Source organism: Pseudomonas sp. NFPP04 (assembly GCF_900113815.1).
Taxonomy (GTDB): Bacteria; Pseudomonadota; Gammaproteobacteria; order Pseudomonadales; family Pseudomonadaceae; genus Aquipseudomonas; species Aquipseudomonas extremorientalis.
In genome coordinates this window covers 101517-126157 of record NZ_FOQS01000015.1, presented here as the reverse complement: position 1 = coordinate 126157, position 24641 = coordinate 101517, and the positions used below count along the sequence as shown (strand labels likewise).

Here is a 24641-nt window from a genome sequence, read left to right as displayed (position 1 = left end):
ACCTGACTTTTAATTAAACATTTGTTCGCCTCTTATAAACACCCAACCGACTCCCGGTTGCATAACAATAAGAGGTCACCGCCATGAGCGAACCAGCAAGCCCCGCCCGCGTAGCCGTCATCCAACTGGACCCTCAGGTTGGCATGAACAACCGAACCAACAACCTGCGTCAAAGTCTTGCACTGGCGACCGAGGCGGCAAACGGTGGAGCGAATCTGATCGTACTGCCCGAACTTACCAATTGCGGGTATTTCTTCAGCAGCCGCCAGGACGCCTTTGATCATGCAGAGCTGATACCAGGCGGCGATAGTGTGCGGGCGTGGGCAGATTTTGCCTGCAAGCACCAGGTGTACCTGGTGGCGGGCCTGTGCGAAATAGACGGTATGCAGTTATTCAATACGGCTGTGCTGCTAGGTCCCGATGGGTTCATCGGCAAATACCGCAAGGCACATCTATGGAACCTGGAAAAGCTCTGGTTCACGCCTGGTGATAGCGGATTTCCAGTATTTGAAACGCCGATAGGCCGCATTGGCTTGCTGATTTGCTGGGATATCTGGTTCCCGGAGGTGCCACGTATTCTCAGCCAGCAGGGCGCCGATATCATTTGCAGCCTGAACAACTGGGTGTGGACGCCTCCGCCCCTGTTCGATGAGGCAGGCAAATGCATGGCGTCGTACCTGACGATGACCGCCGCCCACGTCAATAACGTGTTTATCGCTGCCGCCAGCCGCATTGGCGAAGAGCGGGAAGCGCGCTACCTCGGATGCTCGTTGATTGCCGGAACCAACGGCTGGCCTATAGGCCCGGTAGCTTCAGCCAATCGCCAGGAAATCCTGTTCGCCGACATTGATATCACCAGCGCCCGCAGTGCTCCGATCTGGAACAGCCTTAATGACCTGCAGCGTGATCGACGCAATGATCTCTACGATCAAATGCTTGGCTACTCCCGCCACCCTGCCCTTCCACGCTGATCGGAGGGCTCTGTATGAAAACACTCATTACAGAAACGAGGCCCCGCCGGTCCATGGCCGATATAACCGTCCTGATGTTGGGATTAGCCAGCGTGCTATTGATGCTGTGGGTTGCACTTAGCAACCAGTGGTCCTGGCCGGGCTATACCGAGATGATCACAAGCCTGCCCCATCCCGTTGCCTGGCTGCGGTGGATAGTCGGGGATATCAGTGAAGTAGCCTTCTACAAGCACGAACTGGCATCGCTCGGTTTGTTGGGCGGCGCCTACCTTGCATGGTGGGCGAGCAAGCACGGTAAAGCCTGGCAAGGGTTTTCTATTTCCTACGGAACAGGGCTATGGCCTTGGTTGGTGACAAGTTCACTGCTGGGGCTGATGTTGAGCAATCTTCTGTGGGGTTGGAGCGTCACCGCACAAACGTGGCAACCCACGTTTGCGGCATTCGTCTCGTTACCGGCAGCCATGGTGCTGATGTTCGGCGGCGGCTGGAAAGTTGCCGTAAACGGTGCGGTATTCGGCGCATTGCTGGTGACCCCCCTTTGTCTGCTGATCGTGAACTTCGTATGCGTTCCACTGGGTCTTCCAGTGGTGATCGGCAACGTGGTGGGCATGGCACTCGGCAGCGTCATTGCGTTTGTACTTTGTCGCCGAGTGCCGTCGTTGGTGAGTTCTGATTACATAGCCCTCGCCAAACCGGCCCCCGCCCCGCCCCCCACTTATGGTATTGCCTGGAGTCTGCGTCGGGTGCTCGCAGATTTTTCCGAAGCGCCTTTTTTCGGGAACGAACTTGCCAGTCTCGGGTTGCTGGCAGGTGTACTGGTAGCCTATGCGCTGAACCCGATCAGCCCGGCGTATGGATCAGGCCTGGTGTTGCCCCTGATAGCGGCCCAGGCGCTGACATCGGCACTGGGTGTCGCGATCTGGCGAAAACAGTGGAAGAAACGCGGATGGTATCCGACCTACGTTCCACTGGTCTCAGTGGTCCCGGCGGCTGTATTGACCCACGGTGGCAGTTGGACCGTCATCGGTTCAAGTGCACTGCTCGGGGCTTTGATCGCGCCGCCACTGGCCTGTGCAATTGCAGGTCGCTTGCCCGCACACTTTCACCCGTACATTGGCAATGTCACCTCAATGGCGTTGAGTACGCTGATGATAGTGCCTTTGGTGGGTTGGTTGATTCAGATGTAGCTCATCCCCACGCTGTGCTCTTCACGATACCCTCCCAATAGGGCGGTCACTGCAACTGTGGCGAGCGGGCTTGCCCCGCGTTGGGCTGCGAAGCGGCCCCAAAACCAGCGGCCGAGGAGTGCCTGATTCACCGCATTCCTTCCTCCAGGGTCGCTTCGCGACCCAACGCGGGGCAAGCCCGCTCGCCACAGGGTACTTACCGCCTGTGACCTTAAGACCTTGAAAGGGCTGCCCCTTAAGACCAATGCCAGAACCGACTCCAGAACCCCCGCCCCAAGTCATCCTTGCACCGCGCATATTGCGCCGCATACATCTGCGACCGCGCCTGTACCTTGCTGGCTACCGTTGGCAGCCAGGCCTTGGCGGCGTAGGTGCGCTGGCGATAGCCGCCCCAGCCTTCGTGGTAGTTCAGGTACTGGCCGTAGGCGTCGTATTTGTAGACGCCGTTGATGGTGTAGGTCTTGTCCATGTACCAGCCGACGAAGTCGATGGCGTCGTCGAAGTCCTGGCGGCTGGCGCCGCTGCGGCCGGTGCTCTTGCGGTAGTCGTTCCACACCTCGTCCTTGGCCTGGGCGTAGCCGGCGGCGGTGGAGACGCGGCCCCAGGGAATGATCCACAGCAGGTATTTACGCGGGGCCAAGGCGTCCTGATGGAAGCCGGACTCCTGATACATGATCGCGAACGGCACCTGGATCGGTACGCCCCAGCGTTTTTGCGTGACTTTGGCAGCGTCGTACCAGTCGTCTTTTTCGCGGAAGATGCCGCACAGATCATTTGGTGTACGTGGCGGCGAGGTGCCGCACGCCGTCAGCAGTGAGGTGAGTAACAACAGTCCGACGGCTTTGCCTGCGCTCAAAATGCACCTGTGCCTGATACGTATGAAACGGGCATTTTACGCAGGTCTGCGCCTGGTGCACCTGCACTATCCTGAGCCCCAGGTGTCGTAATTCCATGCGCCCACTCTCAGGAAGACCTATGACCCAGGATGTGCTTGCCAAGGAAACCAACCGCCGCCAGTTGCAGCAGATCATCTCCGGCCTGTCCGACGGGGTGATTCTGGCCGAGGTCGACCAGACCATCCTGTGGGCCAATGAGGCCGCGCTGACCATGCATGGCGTGGGTGACGTGATGGGGCTGGGGGCCAACGGGCAGCAATACGCCGAACGCTTTGCCCTGCGCTACCGCAACAACCACCCGGTGCAGGCAGACAACTACCCGCTGGCCCGGGCCGCGGCGGGCGATGAGTTCAGCGACGTGGTGGTGGAAGTCACGCCCACCGCCGACGAAGAAAAAACCTGGGTGCACCGCCTGCGCAGCCTGGTGATCACCGACTCCCACGGTGAACCGGAACTGCTGGTGCTGATCCTCAGCGACGCCACCGAGTGGGCCAGCGCCGAGCAGCGCTTCGAAAAAACCTTCAATGCCAACCCGGCGCCGGCGGTGATCTGTCGCCTCAGCGACCTGCGCTATATCAAGGTCAACCAGGGTTTCCTGGAGATGACCGGCTACAACCGCGACCAGGTCATCGGCAAATCGGTGTATGAACTGGATGTACTGGAACAGGCCGAACGCAAGGACCTGGCCATCCAGCGCCTGGGCGAAGGCGCGACCATCCCGCAGATGCAGGCGGAGCTACGGCTGCCCGGAGGCGGCAGCAAGCTGGTAATCGTTGCTGGCCAGCCATTGGACATGAACGAAGAGGACTGCATGCTGTTTTCCTTCATGGACCTGGAGCCACGGCGCAAAGCGGAAATTGCCCTGCGTCAGAGTGAGGAGCGCTTCGCCAAATCCTTCCGCCTGACTCCGGTGCCGACCCTGGTGTGCAGCGCCGGTAACCGCCAGGTGGTGGATATCAACGAAGCCTTCATGAGCATCACCGGCTACATCAGTGAAGAGCTGATCGGCAAATCGATCGAGGACATCGACTTTATCGACAGCCCCCAGGCTGCCGCACAGTTGTTCGCCAGCCTGGAAAAAGCCGGCAACCTCGACGGCCAGGACCTCAAGGTGCGCAAGAAAGGCAACGAGGTGATCGACTGCGTGGTCTCCGCCGACACCGTGATCATCCAGGACGTGCCCTGCTACCTGATGGTGATGATGAACATCACCGAACGCAAACGCTCGGAGCTGGAGCTGGTGGCGGCCATCGAGGAAGTGATGCAGGACGCCTCGTGGTTCAGCCAGACGTTGATCGAAAAACTGGCCAACGCCAAGAGCGTCAACAGCGCCAGCCAAACGAACGTGGCCTTTACCGACCTTACCGCCCGCGAGCGCGATGTACTGGGCCTGATCTGTGAGGGGCTGGCCGACAAGGAGATCGCCTCGCGCCTGAAACTGGCGCCCAACACCGTGCGTAATCATGTGGCCACGGTGTACTCCAAACTGGGGGTGCACAGCCGCAGCGCTGCCATCGTCTGGGCCCGTGAACGCGGGCTGTTCGCCGGGGAATTGCGGGTCAAAAACAAGCCGTGACAGTGCAAATGCACTAGTGCACCTAGTGCGAATTCGCCTTATTGCGGCGACGGCTAGTCAATAACCTTCAAGGTATCAAACTGAATGCCTGAAGGAACCCGCATGTTTACCCTCTCTCAACTGCGAAACTGCATCGAAGAAGGCCTGTCGCCGCTGACGTGCGAGTTCACCCTGTGCCGGGATGCGTCCCTGACCCTCAAGGTCTATGACGCCGAAACCGGCCGGGTCGACCTGGTCGTCACCGGGATCAGCACCAACCGCCTGCAGACCCCGCAAGAAGTGGAAAAGATGGTGGAAGAGCTGCGTTACGAACTGCAGAGCAACACCATGGGCAAGCTCACGCTGGATGACTTGCCTTCAACGACGCCCCAATAAAGTAGAACACCCCGCCCCCGACGATAAACGCTCCCAGCATCCAGAACATGTAATGCGCCGGCAGGCTGGCCAGCACCAGCCCGCACAACACCGGCCCCAGCGCGGCGCCCAGGTTGGACAGGTTCTGTGCCCCGTAGTACATGCCGCGCAAGTGGTCCGGAGCGATCCGGTCGATGAACATGTACTCGGCCGGGAACACAATGATCTCCCCCACGGTGAACACCGCCATCGCCAGCACCCACCACAGTACGCTGGTGGACAGCGCAAACCCGATGATCCCCAGCATGAACATGCCCAGGCCCGCGACCAGCCACTGGCCGAGGTAACGGTGCGATATACGCCGCCCGATCAGGTATTGCAGGGCAATCACCAACACCGCGTTGGTGGTCAGCACGGCGCTGACCACGGTGTAGGTGTATTCGGCGGTGGTGGTGGTCACCAGGTATTGCGACAGCCACGCGGTGAACTGGCCGAACACCACGGCACTGAGTACACCGCCGAGAGTGAAGCACACGAGACGATGATCCCTTAAAAGTACTCGCCCGACGGCAAGGAATGGCACCGGCTTTTGCGTGGCATCAACGGTGGCCAGGGTACGGTCGCCCCAGCGCCAATACAGCAGGAAAAACCCTACCCCCAACAGCGCCGAAAGGATAAACGGCACGCTGATATCCAGCTTGGCCAGCACCGCCCCGAAAGCGGGCCCAACCGCATAACCGATGTTGGTCAGGGTGTACTTGATGGAAAACACTTCGCTGCGGGCGTCTTCGGGCAACAGGCTGGCAAAACCGGCCTTGACCGCGATATCGATCACCGCATAAGCCAGGTTGATCAGGATCAGGCAGCTGTAGAACGCCCAGATGTTCTGGGCCAGAACAGTACCGACAAAGCCCAGCACAAATAGCACGCTGAAGGTCAGCAACAACCGATAACTGTTGATACGGTCGACCAGGAAACCGCCATACACACTGAGCAGCGAGCCGACGATCAACGAACTGCCGATCACCAGGCCAACCTGGGTGATGTCGAGGGAAAAATGGTGGGTGAGGTAGATCACCAGGTAGGGAAACGTGATTGCCTTGGCCAGCGTGAGCAGCAATGTGGCGGACAGCAACAGGTTAACAGTGCGGGGGTAGTTTCTTATTGTCGCAAGCATCCTGCTCTCTTTCCTTGAAGGTAACACGGCCGTTTCAGCCGGCTACCTTAACTCAGGAACAGGGCACAAATGCAAGGTCATTTCTTGACAGGGGTGATCTCGAGAATGGTGCCGTTGGTGGTTTTGAGCAGCACGAACTTATCGCCTACCCGCGCCCACTGGCTGTCTTCTTCAGGCTGTTTGAGACCGCGCTTTTTCCAGTCGCTGACGGCCGACTCCTTGCGCATCAGGATATCCGGGGCACGGTCACCTTCTTTCAAGTCACGGGTATTGATGTTCGAAGGTTGTACGGTTTCCTGTGGGGTGTCACCGGCCTGCACGATAAAGCTGGCGGTGGACAGGCTGGTGGCGACCAGCAGGCAGGCAGCGAGGGATCTGGATTTCATGGGTGCTCCTTCAATGATGGGGGCTTACCAGGCTGGGACCGCTGCGCCACGCAAACATTCCGTCGCCGCGACAGACGCCTCCCAGGTGCCGCCTTGACGTGTTACCTGAGTAGCGCACGGCGTGCCCGCGCCAGCACCACCATGGCCGCTCACCTTTCTTTGCAGGTAATTGCCATGGGATACAGCAACGCCCTATCCAGCCCGATGCTCACCACTTTGCACACACGCGACAGCCGCCGGGAAATGCGCCTGACCGAAAAAATCCAGACGCTGAATGCCCAAATCAACGAGCAGTTCCAACGACAACCCACCTTCCGCAGCTTTGTGCAGGACGCGTTCAATCAATCGTTCAACACACTGGCCACGCCCCTCGACCTGACCAAGACATTCCTCAGGATCGACCCCGCGCCCACAGCTCATGGAGCAAACACGACCACCACCGCACGGCAGGACGCATCCACCCCGTTACTACCCACCCTCCTGGATGCGGTCGTGGAACGCCTGGTCACCCGACAGGCCGCCCACTATGCCGGGCAACCGACCCATTTCCACCTGACCAGCGACGGCCGTGACGACGGTGCCGTACAGGGTCTTACCCCGCAAGCATTCGACCGTTTTCTCGACACCTTCACCAGCACCCTGGCCGTGGGCTTCAAGACCTATGTGGAGCACTTCTGGAATGCCCCCATCGGCCCCCACGATACGCGGACCTGCAAGCAATGGCTGGCCGAGAAACGCCTGGACGTAATGAGGGCCGAAGCGGAACTGTTGAAGCTTGATGGCGTGCTCGATGTAGCGAGCGAGTTGCTGCTCCTGCGCGTCATGGGCTACCCGGATGCCGCATCCCGTCGTGCCTTGAACGGCTATCGTCCCTGTGCCTACGGGCTGGCGGTCAAGGACAAATTGTCCCGGGATATCCCGCTGTATGGCGCATTCGTGCTCACGGCCCGTGACCAGGACGATGACCAGGTACACCGCGCGGGTGAGGAGCCGCCACCGCAGGTGCGTGACATCACACCCCAGGCCAATGTCGGCAGCGTCTTGCTGTTTCTGCCGAACAGCGGCTTCGAAGCCTTCGATTCGCTGGCAAGCCTCGATCGCGAATTGCATCGTCGACTCAACGACCCCCAAGCGTTCACCGATATTCTGGGCCTGATGGGCGAAAACGACCGGGCGAGCGGCCTGGCGTTTCATCAACAACAGATCGCCAGCGGTCAATTTCGCTACATCGAGCGGCTGGAATCGATCTTCCTCTATAGCCAGGACTCACTGCATGAACGGACGCAAGCGGACTTCACCTGGATGGTCACTCACTACCAGCGTCAGGCCGCAACGCTGGATGCCTGGCTCTTGCCGGCAAGTCTCGACAGGGTGACCGATTTCACCCGCGCATTCGACGTCGGTGGGGTATTGATAGCCCGGCACACCAAGAAACTGCGGCGCCAACTCCAGCAGTTTCTCAAGGAAGCAAGCCGTGACGACCAGCAGACCTGGGCGCATGCGGTGAAGGACTACACCGATGAATTACAAGGCCTGACCGTGTCGGAAGGGCTGCCTTCGTTGTCCCAATTCAGTGATCCCTCCGTATTGCTGTCCTACAGCAATGAACAACTGCGCCAGCGACTTATCGACGACCACAGCCTGGCGGTCGACCCCGACACCCTCATCATCCACACCAAAACCTATGCGCTTCGGCCTACCGGCAGTTATGTGCCCGGCGGCAAGCCGCATCCATCGGAGCCAGGCACGCCGGTCTACACGCAGCGCGCACTCAGCCTGACGGAGTTGGCGCTTGAAAACGTCGAATGGCTGGATCTCAACTTCACCCACTTTTCGCGGCTGACGGACACCGAACAGAAACCTTACTCCGCCTTGACGACGCAGCAAATCAAAGACCTGGTGCGCAGCGTCAACATTGGCAACAGCTACGAGCAATTCCTGAAAAAGCGCCTGATCAGTTCCGACGAAGCGCAAGCCGAGCAAGATCGTTACGTCCGCTTCATGGCCCTGCAACTGCGGGTGGACGCCATCGAAGCGAAAATCGCCGGTGACTTCCTGCCGGACCGCCTGGACCGCGGCTACAAGTGGGTGATGAGCGCCCTCGCCGGGCCTGTCGATGACGACAAGCGCCCTACCGTCGAAGAACACCGGATCATGGTCAGCCGCCTGAAGCTGCGCGGTGAACGCGTTCGTGGCGTCCTGGTGTTTTCCACTGCGACGCAGAGTGTCGCGTCACTAGTGGTGTATACCCCTGGTGCCGCCAATGGGCGGTTGTTTCACGAGTACGCCGACGCATCGGCCATGCACCGCGACTTCATCAATCATGCGGCGTGGCGTGACTACTTGACCGCCCGCGTAGAACTCAGCGCACGCCCGCGTATCCAGCGCCTGCTCAAAGGCGGCGCCAACGAGACAGTGATCGCCTTGAGCCGCATCGCCGATCATTTTCTTGAAGAGGCCTACCAGGCAGAAGCGTCGGCGGTGATCAATGACGCGAATGCACAGTCGACCAGCACCCAGGAGGCCAATCTCGAGAGCGCGACGACCGTCCTCACCGCGGCCCTGGACTTCGCGACCCTGTTTTTCCCGGTGAAGGTGATGTTGCCTGTCGGTCTGTCCAGAAGTCTGCTGTCGATCATCAATGCCGTGGAAGCCGCACAGCTCGGCGACCGTGCGGCCGCCGCTGGGTACGTCGTGCGTGCCTTGGGTGAGATGGTCGGGGCCGTGCTGGATGGCGTCATGGGGGCTGCGCGCGTCACGCCCACAGGTACTGCCATAGGTCGCGGCCGTGCGATCAACCCAATGCTGGCATTAAGGAAGAAGCCGGAAGGCATCTCCCCCCTGGCGGGCTGGGCGGGTCAGCAGATTTACGTGCAAGACACTGTGACGCCGGGCACCTATGAGGCGCCCCGGCATTTTCTGCTGGAGAACAAGCGTTGGTATTCGATCCGCCGGGATAACGATGCGCAAGTCTGGCGGCTGAGGGACCCACGGCGGGCGCCCAGCGCTTATAAAGGCGACCCGCTTTACCGCACCGCACAAGGTGTGTGGGAAATACGCTCTCCGTACCTGGGCTTGCGCGGTGGAAACTCTTACCCGACCCAGCCCGAAAGAGCCTTGATAGACCTCTTCCCGCATTTGGATCAGCAGCAGGCCCGACGGGTATTCGAGTCATTCGATTTTCCCGTGAACCGCGTGCTGGAACATCAAATGCAAACGGTGCTGCACCTCAGGCTGGCGCCAGACCAGCTCGATACAAGCTTCACCTACCTGCGCATTTCCCAGGAGCGCTTCTGGGCACGTTTGAGAGGCACAGACCTGCCGGGCTCACACGCGGCCGGCACAATCGACCCCGCGCCCGGCCCGCACCGACCGCCTGCGCCTGCGCCTGCGCCGCCCACGGTCACCCAACGCCCGGCCGCCGAGCGCTTCCTGGAGTGGGGGCAAGCCTTTGAACACCAGGCAATGACCGCCGTACCGGGACGCCCGGGCATCTGGCGGCGGAGCAACGCCACCCCCAGCCAGGCGTTACAGGACTACATCAAGATCGGCGAGCATTACTACGCGATTCTGCCCGGCGATACCGTCGTCGCCGTACAAGGCGCCAAGACCGTCATTACACCGACAAACCGACCGCACTCGACGTTCGCGCAGTTCGAAGATGTCCTCGCGAATGCCAACCTGGAACAACCCAGAATCGTGGAATACAACGCTCAACTGGATAACTGGCTCGTGGTGCCCCAAGTACCCTTTCCCCGCCCCCTTACCCGGCATATGAGCCAGATGTTCCCTCTTTTCACCCCGCACACGCTGGGGCAACTGAGCCAGCGCCTGTTCGAACGGGCCAACCCATTGGGGTTGAACGCGAATGGCTTCGCTCACTTGATCAAGAACGTGCATGACTGGAGGGCCTGGACGAAGGGCGTTGATGCGGCACTGACTGAGCAAAGCGCGGTGTTGGCGAGCGACCCGCTGGCGCTGATGCCTACGTTGTCCAAGGGACTGAGCCCGTTCGAATGGTCATTGGACGTTTCCAATCAATTCGAACTGATACGGTTCAACACCGAGGGCCTGCGACCCACCTTGATGGCCAACCTGCTGGAACGCACTACCAACACCAACACCAAGATGCTGATGAAAGAGCTGCTGGTGGGCAGTCACTATGAAGTCTTCGACTCTGCGTTCAACACCGAGCTGGTCTTCCGTCGACCCGGCCAACCGACCGTGTATTGGATGACGCTGCGCAACACGGACGCCCGGGTCCTTTCATCGCGCAAATACAACCCTGAGGTTCCCACTTCCGCCAACCTGCGCAAACAGCAGGCGCCGATGAGCGATATGCTTGTCCAGGCACGCAACACAGGCAACCTGCAGCTGCTGATCGGTGGTGTGCAACGCAGCGGCCAGGCGCAGGTATCACCTTTCATCTTCCGACCCTGAGCACCGCGAGTGGATGGAGACAAAGCGGCTTGTCTGCGTGAAATAATTCCTGTAATTTTTCATGGAATTATTTGAAATTAATTTCATGACGCCTCAAGAAGAACTTGCAACCCTTGCCGCGCTGATCCATGACCTGCGCAAGCACAAGAAGCTCACCCTCGCCCAACTCGCACAGAAAATCGAGCGTTCGGTGGGCTTCCTGTCCCAGGTCGAGCGCGGCCTGTCACGCCCGACCGTGGCCGACTTGACCGCCATCAGCCACGCCCTCGGGGTACCTACCACGTACTTCTACAGCCAGCCCAGACCCAAGGCCGTGGACTGGATCACCCGCCCGAACGAGCGGCGCACGGTGTATTACGCCAACGGCATCACCGACATCCTCGTTTCGCCAAGCATGAACGGCGCCTTCTCGATGCTCGACAGCCTGCTGGCCCCCGGTGCCAACAGCGGTGAACAGACCATGAGCGACCGCGCCGAACAGGCCGGGTATGTGCTGGAGGGCGAGTTGACGTTGTGGGTGGAAGGTGAAGCCGGCTCAGTCACCCTCGGTCCTGGCGACAGCTTTCACCTGGCCAGCTTCGCTCACTGCCGTTACGCCAACCTCACCGATCTGCCCGCCCGCGTGTTGTGGGTTTACAACTAGGAGCAACACCCGTGAAAAGTCATGCCTCCACGTTACTGGCCGAAGTACGGACCTTTCGCCAGAACCATCCGGACGTGCGTTATGTCGACCTGATCGCCCTGGACATTCCCGGGCACTTCTACGGCAAGCGCTACCCTATCGAGATGCTGGAAAAAGTCGCCGCCGGCAGCCCGTTGAAGCTGCCACAGAACGCCGTGTTGCTGGGGGCTCAGGGCGGATTGTTCAAGATTGGCGACTACTGCTTCAACGACGGCGACCCGGATGCCAACCGCCGCCTGGTGCCGGGCACGCTCAAGCCGGTGAGCTGGGAGTCGCAGCCGCTGGGCCAGATGCTGATCACCTCGGACGGCACCGAGGCGCCCATCGAGTTCGAACCGCGCGAAGTGCTGGCCAAGGTGCTGGAACGCCTGCAACACAAGGGCATTCACCCGGTGGTGGCGTTTGAACTGGAGTTCTACCTGTTCGACAAGAAACTCGACAACGGCCTGCCGCAATTTGCCCGCGACCCGCTGAGCGATGATGCCGACGACCAGCCCAACCTGCATATCGAACGGCTGTCGCGCTTCAGCGAAGTACTGGATGACATGGCGCAAACCGCCAAGGACCAGGGCATCGATATCACCGTGATCACCGCCGAGATCGGCCCCGGCCAGTTCGAAATCAACTTCGGCCACCTCGACGATGGGATGCGCGCTGCCGACTGGGCCGCCCTGTTCTGCCGCAGTACCCGTGGCGTGGCATTGAAACACGGCTACCGCGCCAGCTTCATGGCCAAGCCCTACCTGCAATTCCCCGGCAGTGGCATGCACGTGCATGTCAGCCTCTATGATGGCGCGGGTAACAATTTGCTGGCGGCACACCAGCAGCAACCACTGCGTCATGCCGTGGCCGGCTGCCTGGAATTGCTGCCGCACTGCATGCCGATCTTCTCACCCAACCACAATGCCTTCCGCCGCCTGGGCGGTACGGTCAACGCCGCCACCCGCGCCAGCTGGGGCTTTGAAGACCGCGACGCGTGCGTGCGCATCCCCGAATCCGACCCGCGCAACCTGCGTATCGAACATCGCCTGGCCAGTGCCGACGCCAACCCGTACCTGGTGCTGGCGGCGATCCTGGTCGGCCTGGAACACGGTCTTGAAGCCAGGCGCGAACCCATCGCCCCGCTGAATGAAGACCGCAGCAGCGGCAGCGACTTCCCCCTGGAAATGCTCGACGCCGTGCGTGCCATGCAGCATCACGCGGTATTGCGCGATAAGCTGGGCGCCGAATTTGTCGACGTGTACTGCGAAAACAAGCGTCAGGATCACTTGGCCTTCCAGCAAGAGATCCATGCGCGGGAATATCGCTGGTTTCTTTAATATCACTCACGGAATCATCGATGACCGACCAAAGCGCCCCGGCCCTCAAGGAAATCTTCAACGTCGAACGCCTGCAACACATCGCCAGCGAGATGACGGCGGTGTACCCGGCGTTCGACGCCAAGGGGTTCCTCAAGCACGCCAAGGCCGGGCTGGCCGAATTGTCGGTGATGCAGCGCATGGCGCGGGTCAGCGAGAGCCTGCATGCGGTGATCCCGCTGGATTACCCGCAAACGCTGAAGCTGCTCTACGCCCTGGCCCCGCGCCTGAACAGTTCGTTTGTCAGCCTGTTCCTGCCGCACTTCGTGGCGAGCTACGGGCGGGATGATTTCAAGCGTTCAATGGCCGCGCTCAAGTACTTCACGACGTTTGGCTCCGCCGAATTCGCGATCCGCCATTTTCTACTGCACGACTTCCCGCGCACGTTGGCGGTGATGCACGAATGGTCGCTGGATACCAACGAACACGTGCGCCGCCTGGCCAGCGAAGGTTCGCGGCCGCGCTTGCCCTGGTCGTTCCGCCTGGCCGAAGTACAGGCCAACCCCGAACTGTGTGCGTCGATCCTCGACAACCTCAAGGCAGACACCAGCCTGTACGTGCGCAAGTCGGTGGCCAACCACCTCAACGACATCACCAAGGACCACCCGGAGTGGGTGCTCAGCCTGATCGAAGGTTGGAATCTGGATAACCCTCACACCGCCTGGATCGCCCGCCACGCGCTGCGCAGCCTGATCAAGCAAGGCAACACGCGTGCGCTGACGATCATGGGGGCCGGGGCCAGGGCCGACGTGAAGATCCACCATCTGCAAGTGACGCCGGCGGTGATCAACCTGGGAGAGCGGATCAATCTGTCCTTCACCCTGGAATCCACCGCCACAGCCCCACAGAAGCTGGTGGTGGACTACGCCATCGACTATGTGAAAAGCGCCGGCCACAGTGCAAACAAGGTATTCAAACTCAAGGCGTTCAGCCTGGGTGCCGGGGAACAGCAGCACATTCGGCGCGAACAGCACATTCGCGACATGACAACCCGCAAGCATTACCCTGGGCGGCATGTGGTGCATGTGTGGGTGAATGGGGAAAGGCTGGGCAGTGCCGAGTTTGAGTTGCGTGCCTGACGGGGTTCAATGACTCCACGGTATCGATCCGGTTTCTTCAGTTGGCGTCGCCCAGCAACAAGCCTTGCTCACGCGCGCACAACTCCACCACGTAATCCCACAACACCCGCAGCCGCACTGACTTGTGCAATTCCCGGCGCGAGCTGATCCAGTAGCTGCGCTGGATCCTCTCTCCCGGCAGCAACGGCACCAGGTCCGGGTCGCCGGCGGCCATGAAGCACGGTAATACCGCAATCCCCAAACCGGAGCGCGCCGCCTGATGCTGGGCGATCACGCTGGTGCTGTGGAACACCACCTTGGGGTTGCGGCAGAAGCTGCTGAGGAATTTGAGTTCCTGGCTGAACAGCAGGTCGTCGACATAATCGATCCAGGCGTGTGCCGCAAGGTCTTCGCGCTTTTCAATCGGCGGGTTGCGCGCCAGGTAGGCGCGGCTGGCATAGAGGGCCAGGCGGTAGTCGGTAAGTTTGCGCGTGACCAGTTGATCGACGCTCGGCCGCTCGAGGTGGATGCTGATTTCCGCTTCGCGGTTGAGGATGCTGACAAAGCGCGGCACCGCCACCAGCTCCACTTCCAACCCGGGGTAGCGCTCGAACAGCCCGCCCATGCGGCTGGCCAGGAACATCACGCCCAGGCCTTCGGCCACACCCAGGCGGATCTTGCCCAGGGGCGCGGCAGCATGAGTCAGCTCGTCTTCGGCCAGCAGTGCGACGTTTTCCATGGCCTCGGCATGTTTTAGCAGGGCCTCGCCGGCGGGGGTCAGTTCGTAGCCCTGGGCATGCTGCACGAATAGCGCGGTGCCGAGACTTTTCTCGATCGCCTCGATATGCCGGGCCACAGTGGCATGGGTGGTTTTCAGGCGTTGCGCGGCGGTGAGCAAGCGACCGCTGCGCTGCAACTCGAGAAAGTACCGCAGGTCATTCCAGTCGAACATGACGCCTCCATTGCCTATCCCTGGGCTACGCTGTTTAAAAACGCACAGCAGCTGGGTAAAAACTAACATTTTTAAGACGAAAACTAACAACTAGGATGGGGCCAATAAGAAAAACAAGCGAGACCTTCAGATGCCCATTGCAACTGCTGAATACGATTACATCGTCGTAGGCGCCGGCCCAGCGGGCTGCCTGCTGGCCAATCGACTGTCCGCAAACCCCGCCCACCGCGTGCTGCTGCTCGAAGCTGGTGGCCGCGACAATTACCCCTGGATCCATATCCCCGTCGGCTACCTGTTCTGCATCGGCAACCCACGCACCGACTGGTGCTTCAAGACCGAAGCCCAGGAAGGCCTGCAAGGCCGTGCGCTGAGTTATCCACGGGGCAAGGTGCTGGGCGGCTGCTCCTCCATCAACGGCATGATCTACATGCGTGGCCAGGCCCAGGACTACGACGGCTGGGCGGCCGCAGGTAATGAAGGTTGGGCGTGGAAGGACGTGCTGCCGCTGTTCAAGCAGAGCGAAAACCACTTTGCCGGCGGCTCGGAATTTCACAGCGACGGCGGTGAATGGCGGGTCGAGCAGCAGCGTCTGCACTGGCCGATCCTCGATGCATTCCGCGATGCGGCGGCGCAGAGCGGCATCGCCAACATCAACGATTTCAACCAGGGCGATAACGAAGGCTGCGGCTACTTCCAGGTCAACCAGAAGGCTGGCGTTCGCTGGAATGCGGCCAAGGCGTTTCTCAAGCCGGTACGCCAGCGCCCCAACCTCACCGTGCTGACCGAAGTGGAAGTGGACCGCGTGCTCCTGGAAAACGGCCGTGCCTGCCAAGTGGTCGGGCGTCAACACGGCCAGCCAGTGAGCTGGAAAGCGCGCAAGGAGATTGTGCTGTGCGCCGGTGCAGTGGGTTCGCCGGGCATCCTGCAACGGTCAGGGATCGGTCCCGCCAACGTGCTGGAGCCACTGGGCATCGAAGTGCTGCATGAACTGCCCGGCGTCGGCGGCAACCTCCAGGACCACCTGCAACTGCGGCTGATCTACAAACTGGAAAACGCCCGCACCCTCAACCAGATCGCCGGCACCCTGTGGGGCAAGATGGGCATGGGCCTGCGCTACCTCTACGACCGCAGCGGCCCGCTGTCGATGGCGCCCAGTCAACTGGGTGCGTTTGCGCGCTCGGGTCCGGAACAGACCTCGGCCAACCTGGAATACCACGTGCAACCGCTGTCCCTGGAGCGTTTCGGCGAACCGTTGCACGAGTTCCCGGCGTTTACCGCTTCGGTCTGCGACTTGCGTCCGCAGAGCCGGGGCCGTATCGACATCCGCTCGGCCAACCCGGCGGACGCACCGCTGATCCGCCCCAACTACCTCAGCCATCCGGAAGACCTGCGCGTGGCCGCCGATGCGATCCGCCTGACGCGCCGCATCGTCGCCGCACCGGCCCTGAGCCAGTTCAAGCCGGTGGAGTATCTGCCGGGCGATTCGCTGCAGACCGAAGCGCAATTGCACGAAGCCGCCGCACGCATCGGAACGACGATCTTCCACCCGGTCGGCACCTGCCGCATGGGCAACGATAAAGACGCAGTGGTCGACCCCCAACTGCGGGTGCACGGCGTGCCCGGCTTGCGCATCGCCGACGCTTCGATCATGCCTCGCATCACCTCTGGCAATACCTGCTCACCCACGCTGATGATCGCGGAGAAGGCCGCGCAGCTGATCCTTTCGCCGAATACAAGGAGTCTCGCCCCGGAGAAAGAACTGGTTCATGCAATCTGAATAGCGGCGCCGAACCTGGCGCCGACAGTGGAACAACAATAAATAATCACTGTGAGGGCTACCCGATGTCAGAACATGCTCAAACCCTGGGCTCGCCGGTCGACGCGAGCACCAGCAACGACTCAAAGAAAGTCATCTTCGCCTCGTCCCTGGGGACGGTGTTCGAGTGGTATGACTTTTTCCTCTACGGCGCCCTGGCGGCGGTGATCAGCAAGCAGTTCTTCGCCGGGGTCAACGACACCACGGCATTCATCTTTGCCCTGATGGCCTTTGCGGCCGGCTTTGTAGTGCGGCCCTTCGGTGCGCTGGTGTTTGGACGGTTGGGCGACATGATCGGGCGCAAGTACACCTTTTTGGTCACCATCATTCTGATGGGCGTGGCGACCTTCTGTGTCGGGTTGCTGCCAACCTACGCCAGCATCGGCATCGCAGCGCCGATCATCCTGATCGTACTGCGCATGCTGCAGGGCCTGGCGCTGGGCGGCGAATACGGCGGTGCCGCAACCTACGTGGCCGAGCACGCACCGGCCGGCAAGCGCGGCTTCCACACCAGCTGGATTCAATCCACGGCGACCATCGGCCTGCTGCTGTCGCTGCTGGTGGTGCTGGCCTGCCGTTACTTCACCGGTGACCAGTTCGAAGTCTGGGGCTGGCGCATTCCGTTCCTGTTCTCCATCGTGCTGCTGGGCATTTCCACCTGGATCCGCATGAGCCTGCACGAGTCGCCCGCGTTCCTGAAAATGAAAGAGGAAGGCAAGGCCAGCAAGGCGCCGATCCGTGAGTCCTTCGGCAAATGGGAAAACCTCAAGGTGGTGCTGATCGCGCTGTTCAGCATCAACGGCGGGCAAGCGGTGACCTTCTACGCGGCGCAGTTCTACGTGCTGTTCTTCCTCACGCAGTTCCTGAAGATGGACCCGGCCCTGGCCAACATGCTGTTGATCATCAGCGTGGTGATCGGTGCACCGTTCTTTATCTTCTTCGGCTGGCTGTCGGACAAGGTCGGGCGCAAGCCGGTGCTGATGCTCGGCCTGCTGCTGGCCACCGTGCTGTATTTCCCGATCTTCAAGAGCCTGGCGCATTACACCAACCCGGCGATGGACCAGGCCAGCAACCAGGCGCCGATCACCGTGATGGCCGACCCGGCCACCTGCACCTTCCAGTTCGACCCGGTGGGCAAGGCGAAATTTGACAGCCCGTGCGACAAGGTCAAGACCTTCCTGGTCAAGCAAGGCCTGCCCTACAGCAGCGTCGCCGCCCCCGCCGGCAGCCCCGTGCAAGTGAGCGTGGGCGAAGTACGTATCGACGGTTTTGACGAAAAAGCCCTGCGTGGCGCGGTGACCCTGGCCGGCTATCCGTCTTCGGCGGACGTGGCCCAGGTCAACAAGACCATGGTGGTGGTGCTGATCGTGGCGCTGATCCTGATTGCCGCGATGTGCTACGGCCCGCTGGCAGCGCTGATGGTGGAGCTATTCCCGACGCGTATCCGCTACACCTCGATGTCCCTGCCCTACCACATCGGTAACGGCTGGTTTGGCGGGTTCCTGCCGACCGTATCGTTTGCCCTGGTGGTGTACACCGGCGATATCTTCTACGGCCTGTGGTACCCGGTGGTGGTGACCGGGGTGAGTTTGATCGTGGGGATGGTCTGCCTTAAAGAGACCCGTCACGTGGATATCGATAACAACTGACCCGATCTCCTGAGCACAGAAGATCCGCTGTGGGAGGGGGCAAGCCCCCTCCCACATTTGCCTTCAGGCGCCTACACATAAATTGCTGTACATCCATACAGATAATGGTTGATCAATGCGCGCTGACTGAGCATCCTGCACAGCATCAACCCGATCTGTGTGACGACCATGCGCCTGTACCTCTGTGAAAAACCCTCCCAGGCCAAGGACATTGCGGCCGTGCTCGGCGCCAGCCGCCGTGGCGATGGGTGCTGGCTGGGCAATGGGGTCACGGTCACCTGGTGCATCGGCCACCTGCTGGAAACCGCCCCGCCGGATGCCTACGACGAAAAGTACAAGCGCTGGGTACTGGCCGACCTGCCCATCGTCCCGGAAAAATGGAAGATGCGCGTCAAGCCCAAGACCGCCAGCCAGTTCAAGGCGGTCAAGCGCCTGCTGGGGGAAGCCCAGGAGCTGGTGATCGCCACCGACGCCGACCGTGAAGGCGAGATGATCGCCCGCGAGCTGGTGGAGCATTGCCGTTATCGCGGGCCGATCCAGCGTTTGTGGCTATCCGCGCTGGATGATGCCTCGATCCGCAAGGCCCTGGCGGCGCTCAAGCCGGGCGCCGAGACGTTCAGCCTGTATCACTCGGCCCTGGGCCGCTCCCGCGCCGACTGGCTGATCGGCATGAACATGAGCCGCCTGTTTACCTTGCTCGGGCGCCAATCCGGGTATCAAGGCGTGCTGCCCGTAGGTCGGGTGCAGACGCCAACCCTGCGCCTGGTGGTGGACCGCGACCGCAGCATCGCCGACTTTGTGCCAGTGGCTTACTGGGCCATCGATGTCGACCTGCGCCACGGGGGCATGACCTTCACCGCCCAATGGCGCGCGGCCGAGGACGCCTGTGACGACCAGGGCCGCTGCCTCAACCCGCAGTTGGCGCGGGACGCGGCCGACGCCATGACCAACGCCCCCACCGCCCGGCTGGTGAAACTGCGCACCGAGCGCATGCGTGAAGTGGCGCCCCTGCCCTTCGACCTGGGCACCCTGCAGGAAATCTGCTCCAGGAAGCTCGGCCTTGGCGCCCAGGAAACCCTGGATATCGCCCAGTCGTTGTATGAAACCCATAAAGTCATCACCTACCCGCGCAGTGACTGCGGCTATCTACCGATGAGCCAGCACCCCGACGCGCCCAGGATCCTGGCTGCGTTGGCACGTGCGGATACCGCAGTGAACGAGCTGATGCCGCATATCGATGCCCAGCGACGCTCGCGGGCGTGGAACGATGCCAAGGTCAGCGCCCACCACGGCATCATCCCTACCGGCGCGGGCAAGGATGTGGGACAACTCACCGGCAAGCATCGTGCGGTGTATACCCTGATCCGCGCACGCTACCTGGCGCAGTTCCTGCCCAACCATGAGTACGATCGCACCCAGGCGGATTTCGACTGTGCGCATCAGACGTTGCGTGCAGTGGGTAAAGTAGTGATCGAACCGGGCTGGAAACGCGCCCTGCCCGAAGCCCTGGCGCCAGCCAAGGGACGTGAAGCGCCGGCTCCGCAAGCCCTGCCGCCATTGGTACAGGGCCAGGATTATGGGGTGGCCAAGGTCAACCTCAAGGACCTGTGGACCCAACCGCCCAAACCCTTTACCGAAGGTGACCTGATCAAGGCGATGAAAAACGTCGCCAAGTTGGTGGAAGACCCGCTGCTCAAGCAAAAGCTCAAGGACACCACCGGCATCGGCACCGAGGCCACCCGCGCCGGCATCATCCAGGGGCTGTTGGACCGTGGTTACCTGGTGAAGAACGGCAAGGCGCTATCAGCTACACCCGCGGCATTCAGCCTGATCGACGCCGTGCCCCGGGCCATCGCCGACCCAGGCACCACCGCCATCTGGGAGCAGGCCCTGGACATGGTGCAAAGCGGCGAAATGAGCCTGGAAGACTTCGTCGCCAAACAGGCGGCCTGGATGAGCAAGCAGGTCGCCCGCTGCAATGGCATGCGCATGACCATCACCGGTCCCGCCAGCCCGGCAGGCCGAGGTGCCACGCCATGGAAAAAGAAACGCAAGAGCACGCCACGCAAGACGACGGCCAGTCCCAAGCGGGCCAAAAAACCGACAAATGCCGGCTAAACACCCAAAAAAACCGGCGAATGACGTTTTTCGACGGGTTTAGCGCCGCTTTGGACCTTGCAGCGCGGTGGCCGGTCTAGGATTCTGTAGTGGGACCCTGACTAACCAACAACAACACCGGAGTGGCCGCCATGAAGACCGTTGCAGAAGTGCTCAAAGCCAAGGACCAGAAAAACCAGGAAGTGCATGTCATCAAACACGACCACACCGTGTTTGAAGCCTTGGTGCGGATGTCGGAGAAAAACGTCGGGGCCTTGCCGGTGGTCCAGGATGACGTAGTGGTCGGGATCATCAGCGAGCGTGATTACGCCCGCAAAATCATGCTCAAGGGGCTGTCGTCGGTCACCACCAAGGTCCATGAAGTGATGAGCTCCCCGGTGATCACCGTCGACACCCATAAAAAGGTCGATGAGTGTATGAACATCATGACCGACAGTCACCTGCGCCACCTGCCCGTGGTCGAAGACGGCAAGCTGTTGGGGCTGCTGTCCATCGGCGACCTGGTCAAGGAAGCCATCGCCGACCAGGCTGACCTGATCAAACAGCTGGAGCAGTACATCCGCGGCGAGTAGAGACCGCGAAGGCGTGTGCCGCAACGAGGCGGCACACGCGGTATACATACCGAAAGCTCCGTGGTTGCGTTTTATGCCCGCTACGCGAGCCGTTTCCTGTGCTGACCACAGTTAACTCCTACATCTTGAGCGTTTCGTCCTCCAGTAAAGTCAGGCGGTCTGAATAGCCGGGCTGGCCGAACAATGGAGTTTTTTGCGTATATAACACGGGGACGTTCTATGGCTGATACTCCAGGCCATGGCTCAATCTCGAACGCCTTACACCCCCCCCCGCCAACGAACGATCCCCCAACCTCCAAACACGCACTGACCGCTCCAGTGGCTCAGAAACACCCTCCAAGCCTTCCATTTCGCAGAAAACGGAACCGCTCAGGTGTTGCCGTCAAATGTTCCTTATAAAAACTTAATTCAAGGTAGAGCACCATGCCAACGGTACACCGCGAAGGCGGCCCCCGTGTCCGCCACGGCCGTCATTTACCACCGACATCACTGATCATTCCAGAGATTCGGCTTCCTTTTGCCGGTCCGCCGCCACGTTCCGACAACGATCAGTTAAAGGCGCACGCTCTCGCTTGGGCACAGCAACATGGCTTGATCGGTCGACGCGGTGCGCATAGGTTAAGCACCACGCCGCTGCTCGAGTTGGGGATGGCGTTGTGCGGAAAAGCCCCCACACACCGAGCCGAGACGCTGGTGTGCTGGTATCTGTGGGCGCTCACGCTGGATGATCGGATTGACGACGGGCCATGGGCGGAAAACGGTGAATTGGAGCGATTCGTCACCGCAGTGCAGGCAGTGACCGAGAACGATGGCACGCATCCCCTCAGTGAAATGAGTTGTTTTGATGATCCGATGCTGGCTGTCCTGGCCAACGATCTGTGGCCACGAACCAGACACTGGGGTAGCGACGGTTGGCGGCAACGGCTCACGCAGCACCTGATCCGACATCTGCGCGCCCAGGTGACGCTAGTGCGAATGCGCGAAACCGACGCGGTGCTCGCGCTGGCCGAATATCTGCCATTGCGCCGAGATTCGTTCGGTGCACTGTTCTTTTTTGATCTGATAGATGCCGCCGAAACGCTCGACCCCTACCAGCATTCAGCGGACGTCGAATGGTGGAACACACTGCGCGAACACAGTGCCGATATCATCGCCTGGACGAACGATATCCATTCGATTGCCAAAGATGTGGTGTGTGGTGAGCACTTCAACCTGGTATCGATACTGGCGGACACCGCAGGCATGGAATGGCCTGCCGCGATCGAATCTGCACATCAGATGGTGGTCAACGCGGTCGCGGCGTTCACGGCTGTCGCCGCTCGGCCAGCCAATCACCTGCCATCCGCCGCAACCGAGCCGGACCGGCTGCGACAGGTTGTACGGGCAGCGGGTGACTGGCACCAGACCGTTTCTCGCTACCACCTGCACACCACCGGCACTACAACGCAGGCCAACCGGACAGTGGACCTGACACTCACGCCACCAACGCTGAAATCCAGGCAGTTCGAAATCGACCCCTATCCCTTGTATGAACGTTTACGTACCACTCTACCGATCACCTACGACGAGCCCACGGACGTATGGCTGGTCAGCCGGTATGTGGATGTCAAAGCTGCATTGACGCATCCGCAAGCCAGCAACAATAACTACACCTGGCAGATTGGGCCGCTGCTTGGGCACACTCTCGTGGCGATGGACGGCTGTGAACACGCTCAGCACCGTGCACTGCTCAGCCCATCGTTTCGCAGCCAAGCCCTTGCCTCGCTTGAAGCATCCATCATCTCGGTCACCTCTGACCTGCTGGCACGCATGCATGGCCGTACCCAGGTGGACCTTATCGCCGACTTCACCGCAGCACTGCCAGTGCGGGTGATGGCTCACGCACTGGGCCTGCCGGCTGACACCAGCGAGGAGGTAGCGCGGCTGAAGCGCTGGTGCGCGATCGGCTTTGCTTACATGGGCAACTATCGACAGGACCCGGCCCAGTTAACCGGAGGGTTGTCCAACCGAGACGATTTCTACGATTTCATCCAGCCACACATCGACGCCCGCCGCGCTAAACCTGCAGATGATTTGATCTCGCAGCTCCTGGCGGCAGAGATTGACGGCCAACCATTGCCCGAAACCTTCGTCCGGGCTTACTGCGCAATTCTGATGACTGCAGGTAGCGAGACCAGTCACGGCGCACTGGCGAATCTCATTGTCAACCTGCTGAGCGAACCCGGCGTCAAAGACGCCGTGATGGCTGATCCCGACTTGATGGACACTGCGCTCACCGAAACCTTGCGACGCAATCCTCCTTTGCAACTCGTACTCCGCGAGGCCCGCGAAGCGCTGCAGCTGCCGTCGGGAACGATTCCTTCTGGTGCAACCCTGGCCTGCCTGATCGGGTCGGCCAACCGTGATCCGGCTCAATACACCGACCCGGATACCTTCAGCTTGTCGCGCACCGATCAGGCAACAAATCATTTCGCGTTTGGCGCAGGGCGTCACTTCTGCCTGGGATCCATGCTGGCGCGGATGGAAATCACGCTCGGCGCTCGCATGCTGCTACAGACCTTTCCAGACGTGCGCTGGGCGCCAGGGTTCCAGCCCTCGGAACAAGGTTTCCTGAACCGTTGCCCCGACCGACTGGAGGTTGTTCTATGACCACTGCCGCCCCCGGCTACACCGACAGCTATCTCGGCGACCAGCACGCCGGCCAATTGGTACGCCTGCGCACGCTCGAATGCGCCTTTGACCCACAAAGCCAAACGGTTTTCGACCTGCTCAACCTTCCGTGCAAGCCTGACATCCTTGAACTCGGCGCCGGTGCGGGTTCGTTCACTGGCTGGCTGACCCAGCGATACCCTGACGCGGCAGTCACGGCGACCGATATCGATACCCGATTCCTCACCGATATTCCCGGCATAAAGGTGCTTACCCACAATGCCGTCACCGATGACTTTCCTGTGGCCTCTTTTGATGTGGTACACGCCAGGGCGCTCCTGTGCCACCTCCCCCAACGGGAAGACATATTGACGCGCGCCATCACCTGGCTTCGTCCTGGTGGCTGGTTGGTGATCGAAGACGTGAGCCTGCAGCCGAGCTTGAAAACCTCGCACCCATTGTTCCGAAAGGTCGCCCAAGCCGGAATCACACTTCTGACAAAGTCCATTGGTTCCGACATGCTCTGGGCCGATACGCTCCCTGCCCGATTGCGTGACAGGGGACTCACCAACGTAGAGCATCGCCTCTTTGAGGGCCGAATCGGCGACAACAGCCCCGCCGATACATTCTGGGCCTCAACTACCCTACAGGCTGGGCCGGCGCTGCTGAAACTTGGGTTACTCACCCAGGATGACCTGGAAGCAATGACCCAGCTGCGCGCCGATCCAACATTCACCGACACTGCATTGACATTTGTCAGCGCCTGGGGACAAGCCCCTGAACGTGAGTAGAACGGCGGA

General features: G+C 60.8%; 18 protein-coding genes. 14 read left to right on the top strand and 4 right to left on the bottom strand.

Features of this window, described 5'->3' with window-relative positions; genetic code table 11:
• Positions 1 to 83 precede the first annotated feature (83 nt).
• On the top strand, positions 84 to 971 hold the full coding sequence (locus BM017_RS25600) for a nitrilase family protein (RefSeq protein WP_092249731.1): 888 nt from the start codon (positions 84 to 86) through the stop codon (positions 969 to 971).
• Positions 972 to 985: 14 nt separating this feature from the next.
• Entirely contained in the window at positions 986 to 2158 is a 1173-nt protein-coding gene (locus BM017_RS25595; protein WP_170856120.1) for a hypothetical protein, read from the top strand.
• Positions 2159 to 2393: 235 nt separating this feature from the next.
• On the opposite strand, the gene BM017_RS25590 is transcribed toward BM017_RS25595, so the two are convergent.
• On the bottom strand, positions 2394 to 3014 hold the full coding sequence (locus tag BM017_RS25590; RefSeq protein ID WP_092249729.1) for a transglycosylase SLT domain-containing protein: 621 nt from the start codon (positions 3012 to 3014) through the stop codon (positions 2394 to 2396).
• Positions 3015 to 3133: 119 nt separating this feature from the next.
• Here BM017_RS25590 and BM017_RS25585 point away from each other — a divergent pair, with 119 nt between their 5' ends.
• Positions 3134 to 4630: a PAS domain S-box protein gene (locus BM017_RS25585; protein ID WP_071489649.1), complete on the top strand. Its 1497-nt coding sequence runs from the start codon at positions 3134 to 3136 to the stop codon at positions 4628 to 4630.
• Positions 4631 to 4732: 102 nt separating this feature from the next.
• The gene (locus BM017_RS25580) at positions 4733 to 5005 is read left to right on the top strand and encodes a DUF1652 domain-containing protein (RefSeq protein WP_071489650.1); all 273 of its coding nucleotides are present in this window, start codon (positions 4733 to 4735) and stop codon (positions 5003 to 5005) included.
• Here the strand turns inward: BM017_RS25580 and BM017_RS25575 are convergent.
• Complete coding sequence (locus BM017_RS25575) at positions 4968 to 6161, bottom strand: MFS transporter (protein ID WP_092249726.1); 1194 nt, start codon at positions 6159 to 6161, stop codon at positions 4968 to 4970. The genes BM017_RS25580 and BM017_RS25575 overlap by 38 nt on opposite strands.
• A gap of 77 nt (positions 6162 to 6238) precedes the next feature.
• Positions 6239 to 6547 (bottom strand): RcnB family protein, encoded by a 309-nt coding sequence (locus BM017_RS25570; RefSeq protein WP_092249723.1) that lies wholly within the window; start codon positions 6545 to 6547, stop codon positions 6239 to 6241.
• Between the two features lie 174 nt (positions 6548 to 6721).
• Between BM017_RS25570 and BM017_RS25565 the strand changes: the two genes are divergently transcribed.
• The 4 genes from BM017_RS25565 (at position 6722) to BM017_RS25550 (ending at position 14106) form a co-directional block, all read left to right on the top strand.
• Positions 6722 to 10987: a dermonecrotic toxin domain-containing protein gene (locus BM017_RS25565; protein WP_092249720.1), complete on the top strand. Its 4266-nt coding sequence runs from the start codon at positions 6722 to 6724 to the stop codon at positions 10985 to 10987.
• An 85-nt stretch (positions 10988 to 11072) separates the two neighbouring features.
• A complete protein-coding gene (locus tag BM017_RS25560) occupies positions 11073 to 11630 on the top strand; it encodes a helix-turn-helix domain-containing protein (protein ID WP_092249717.1) in 558 nt (185 codons plus the stop codon).
• An 11-nt stretch (positions 11631 to 11641) separates the two neighbouring features.
• Positions 11642 to 12988, top strand: coding sequence for a glutamine synthetase family protein (locus BM017_RS25555; protein WP_092249714.1), 1347 nt, complete (start codon positions 11642 to 11644; stop codon positions 12986 to 12988).
• A gap of 20 nt (positions 12989 to 13008) precedes the next feature.
• A complete protein-coding gene (locus BM017_RS25550) occupies positions 13009 to 14106 on the top strand; it encodes a DNA alkylation repair protein (RefSeq protein WP_092249711.1) in 1098 nt (365 codons plus the stop codon).
• 37 nt (positions 14107 to 14143) lie between these two features.
• Here BM017_RS25550 and BM017_RS25545 read toward each other — a convergent pair whose 3' ends face one another.
• On the bottom strand, positions 14144 to 15037 hold the full coding sequence (locus BM017_RS25545) for a LysR family transcriptional regulator (protein WP_092249708.1): 894 nt from the start codon (positions 15035 to 15037) through the stop codon (positions 14144 to 14146).
• 130 nt (positions 15038 to 15167) lie between these two features.
• Between BM017_RS25545 and BM017_RS25540 the strand changes: the two genes are divergently transcribed.
• From BM017_RS25540 to BM017_RS25515, 6 genes are all read left to right on the top strand, one after another.
• A complete protein-coding gene (locus BM017_RS25540; protein WP_092249705.1) occupies positions 15168 to 16814 on the top strand; it encodes a GMC family oxidoreductase in 1647 nt (548 codons plus the stop codon).
• A gap of 65 nt (positions 16815 to 16879) precedes the next feature.
• Positions 16880 to 18502, top strand: coding sequence for an MFS transporter (locus BM017_RS25535; RefSeq protein WP_092249702.1), 1623 nt, complete (start codon positions 16880 to 16882; stop codon positions 18500 to 18502).
• Positions 18503 to 18670: 168 nt separating this feature from the next.
• Positions 18671 to 20620: a DNA topoisomerase III gene (locus tag BM017_RS25530; RefSeq protein ID WP_092249699.1), complete on the top strand. Its 1950-nt coding sequence runs from the start codon at positions 18671 to 18673 to the stop codon at positions 20618 to 20620.
• Between the two features lie 131 nt (positions 20621 to 20751).
• A complete protein-coding gene (locus BM017_RS25525; protein WP_071489660.1) occupies positions 20752 to 21192 on the top strand; it encodes a CBS domain-containing protein in 441 nt (146 codons plus the stop codon).
• A gap of 423 nt (positions 21193 to 21615) precedes the next feature.
• The gene (locus tag BM017_RS25520; RefSeq protein ID WP_092249696.1) at positions 21616 to 23841 is read left to right on the top strand and encodes a cytochrome P450; all 2226 of its coding nucleotides are present in this window, start codon (positions 21616 to 21618) and stop codon (positions 23839 to 23841) included.
• A complete protein-coding gene (locus tag BM017_RS25515; protein WP_092249693.1) occupies positions 23838 to 24632 on the top strand; it encodes a class I SAM-dependent methyltransferase in 795 nt (264 codons plus the stop codon). Before BM017_RS25520 ends, BM017_RS25515 begins: the two co-directional genes overlap by 4 nt.
• Positions 24633 to 24641: the final 9 nt, after the last annotated feature.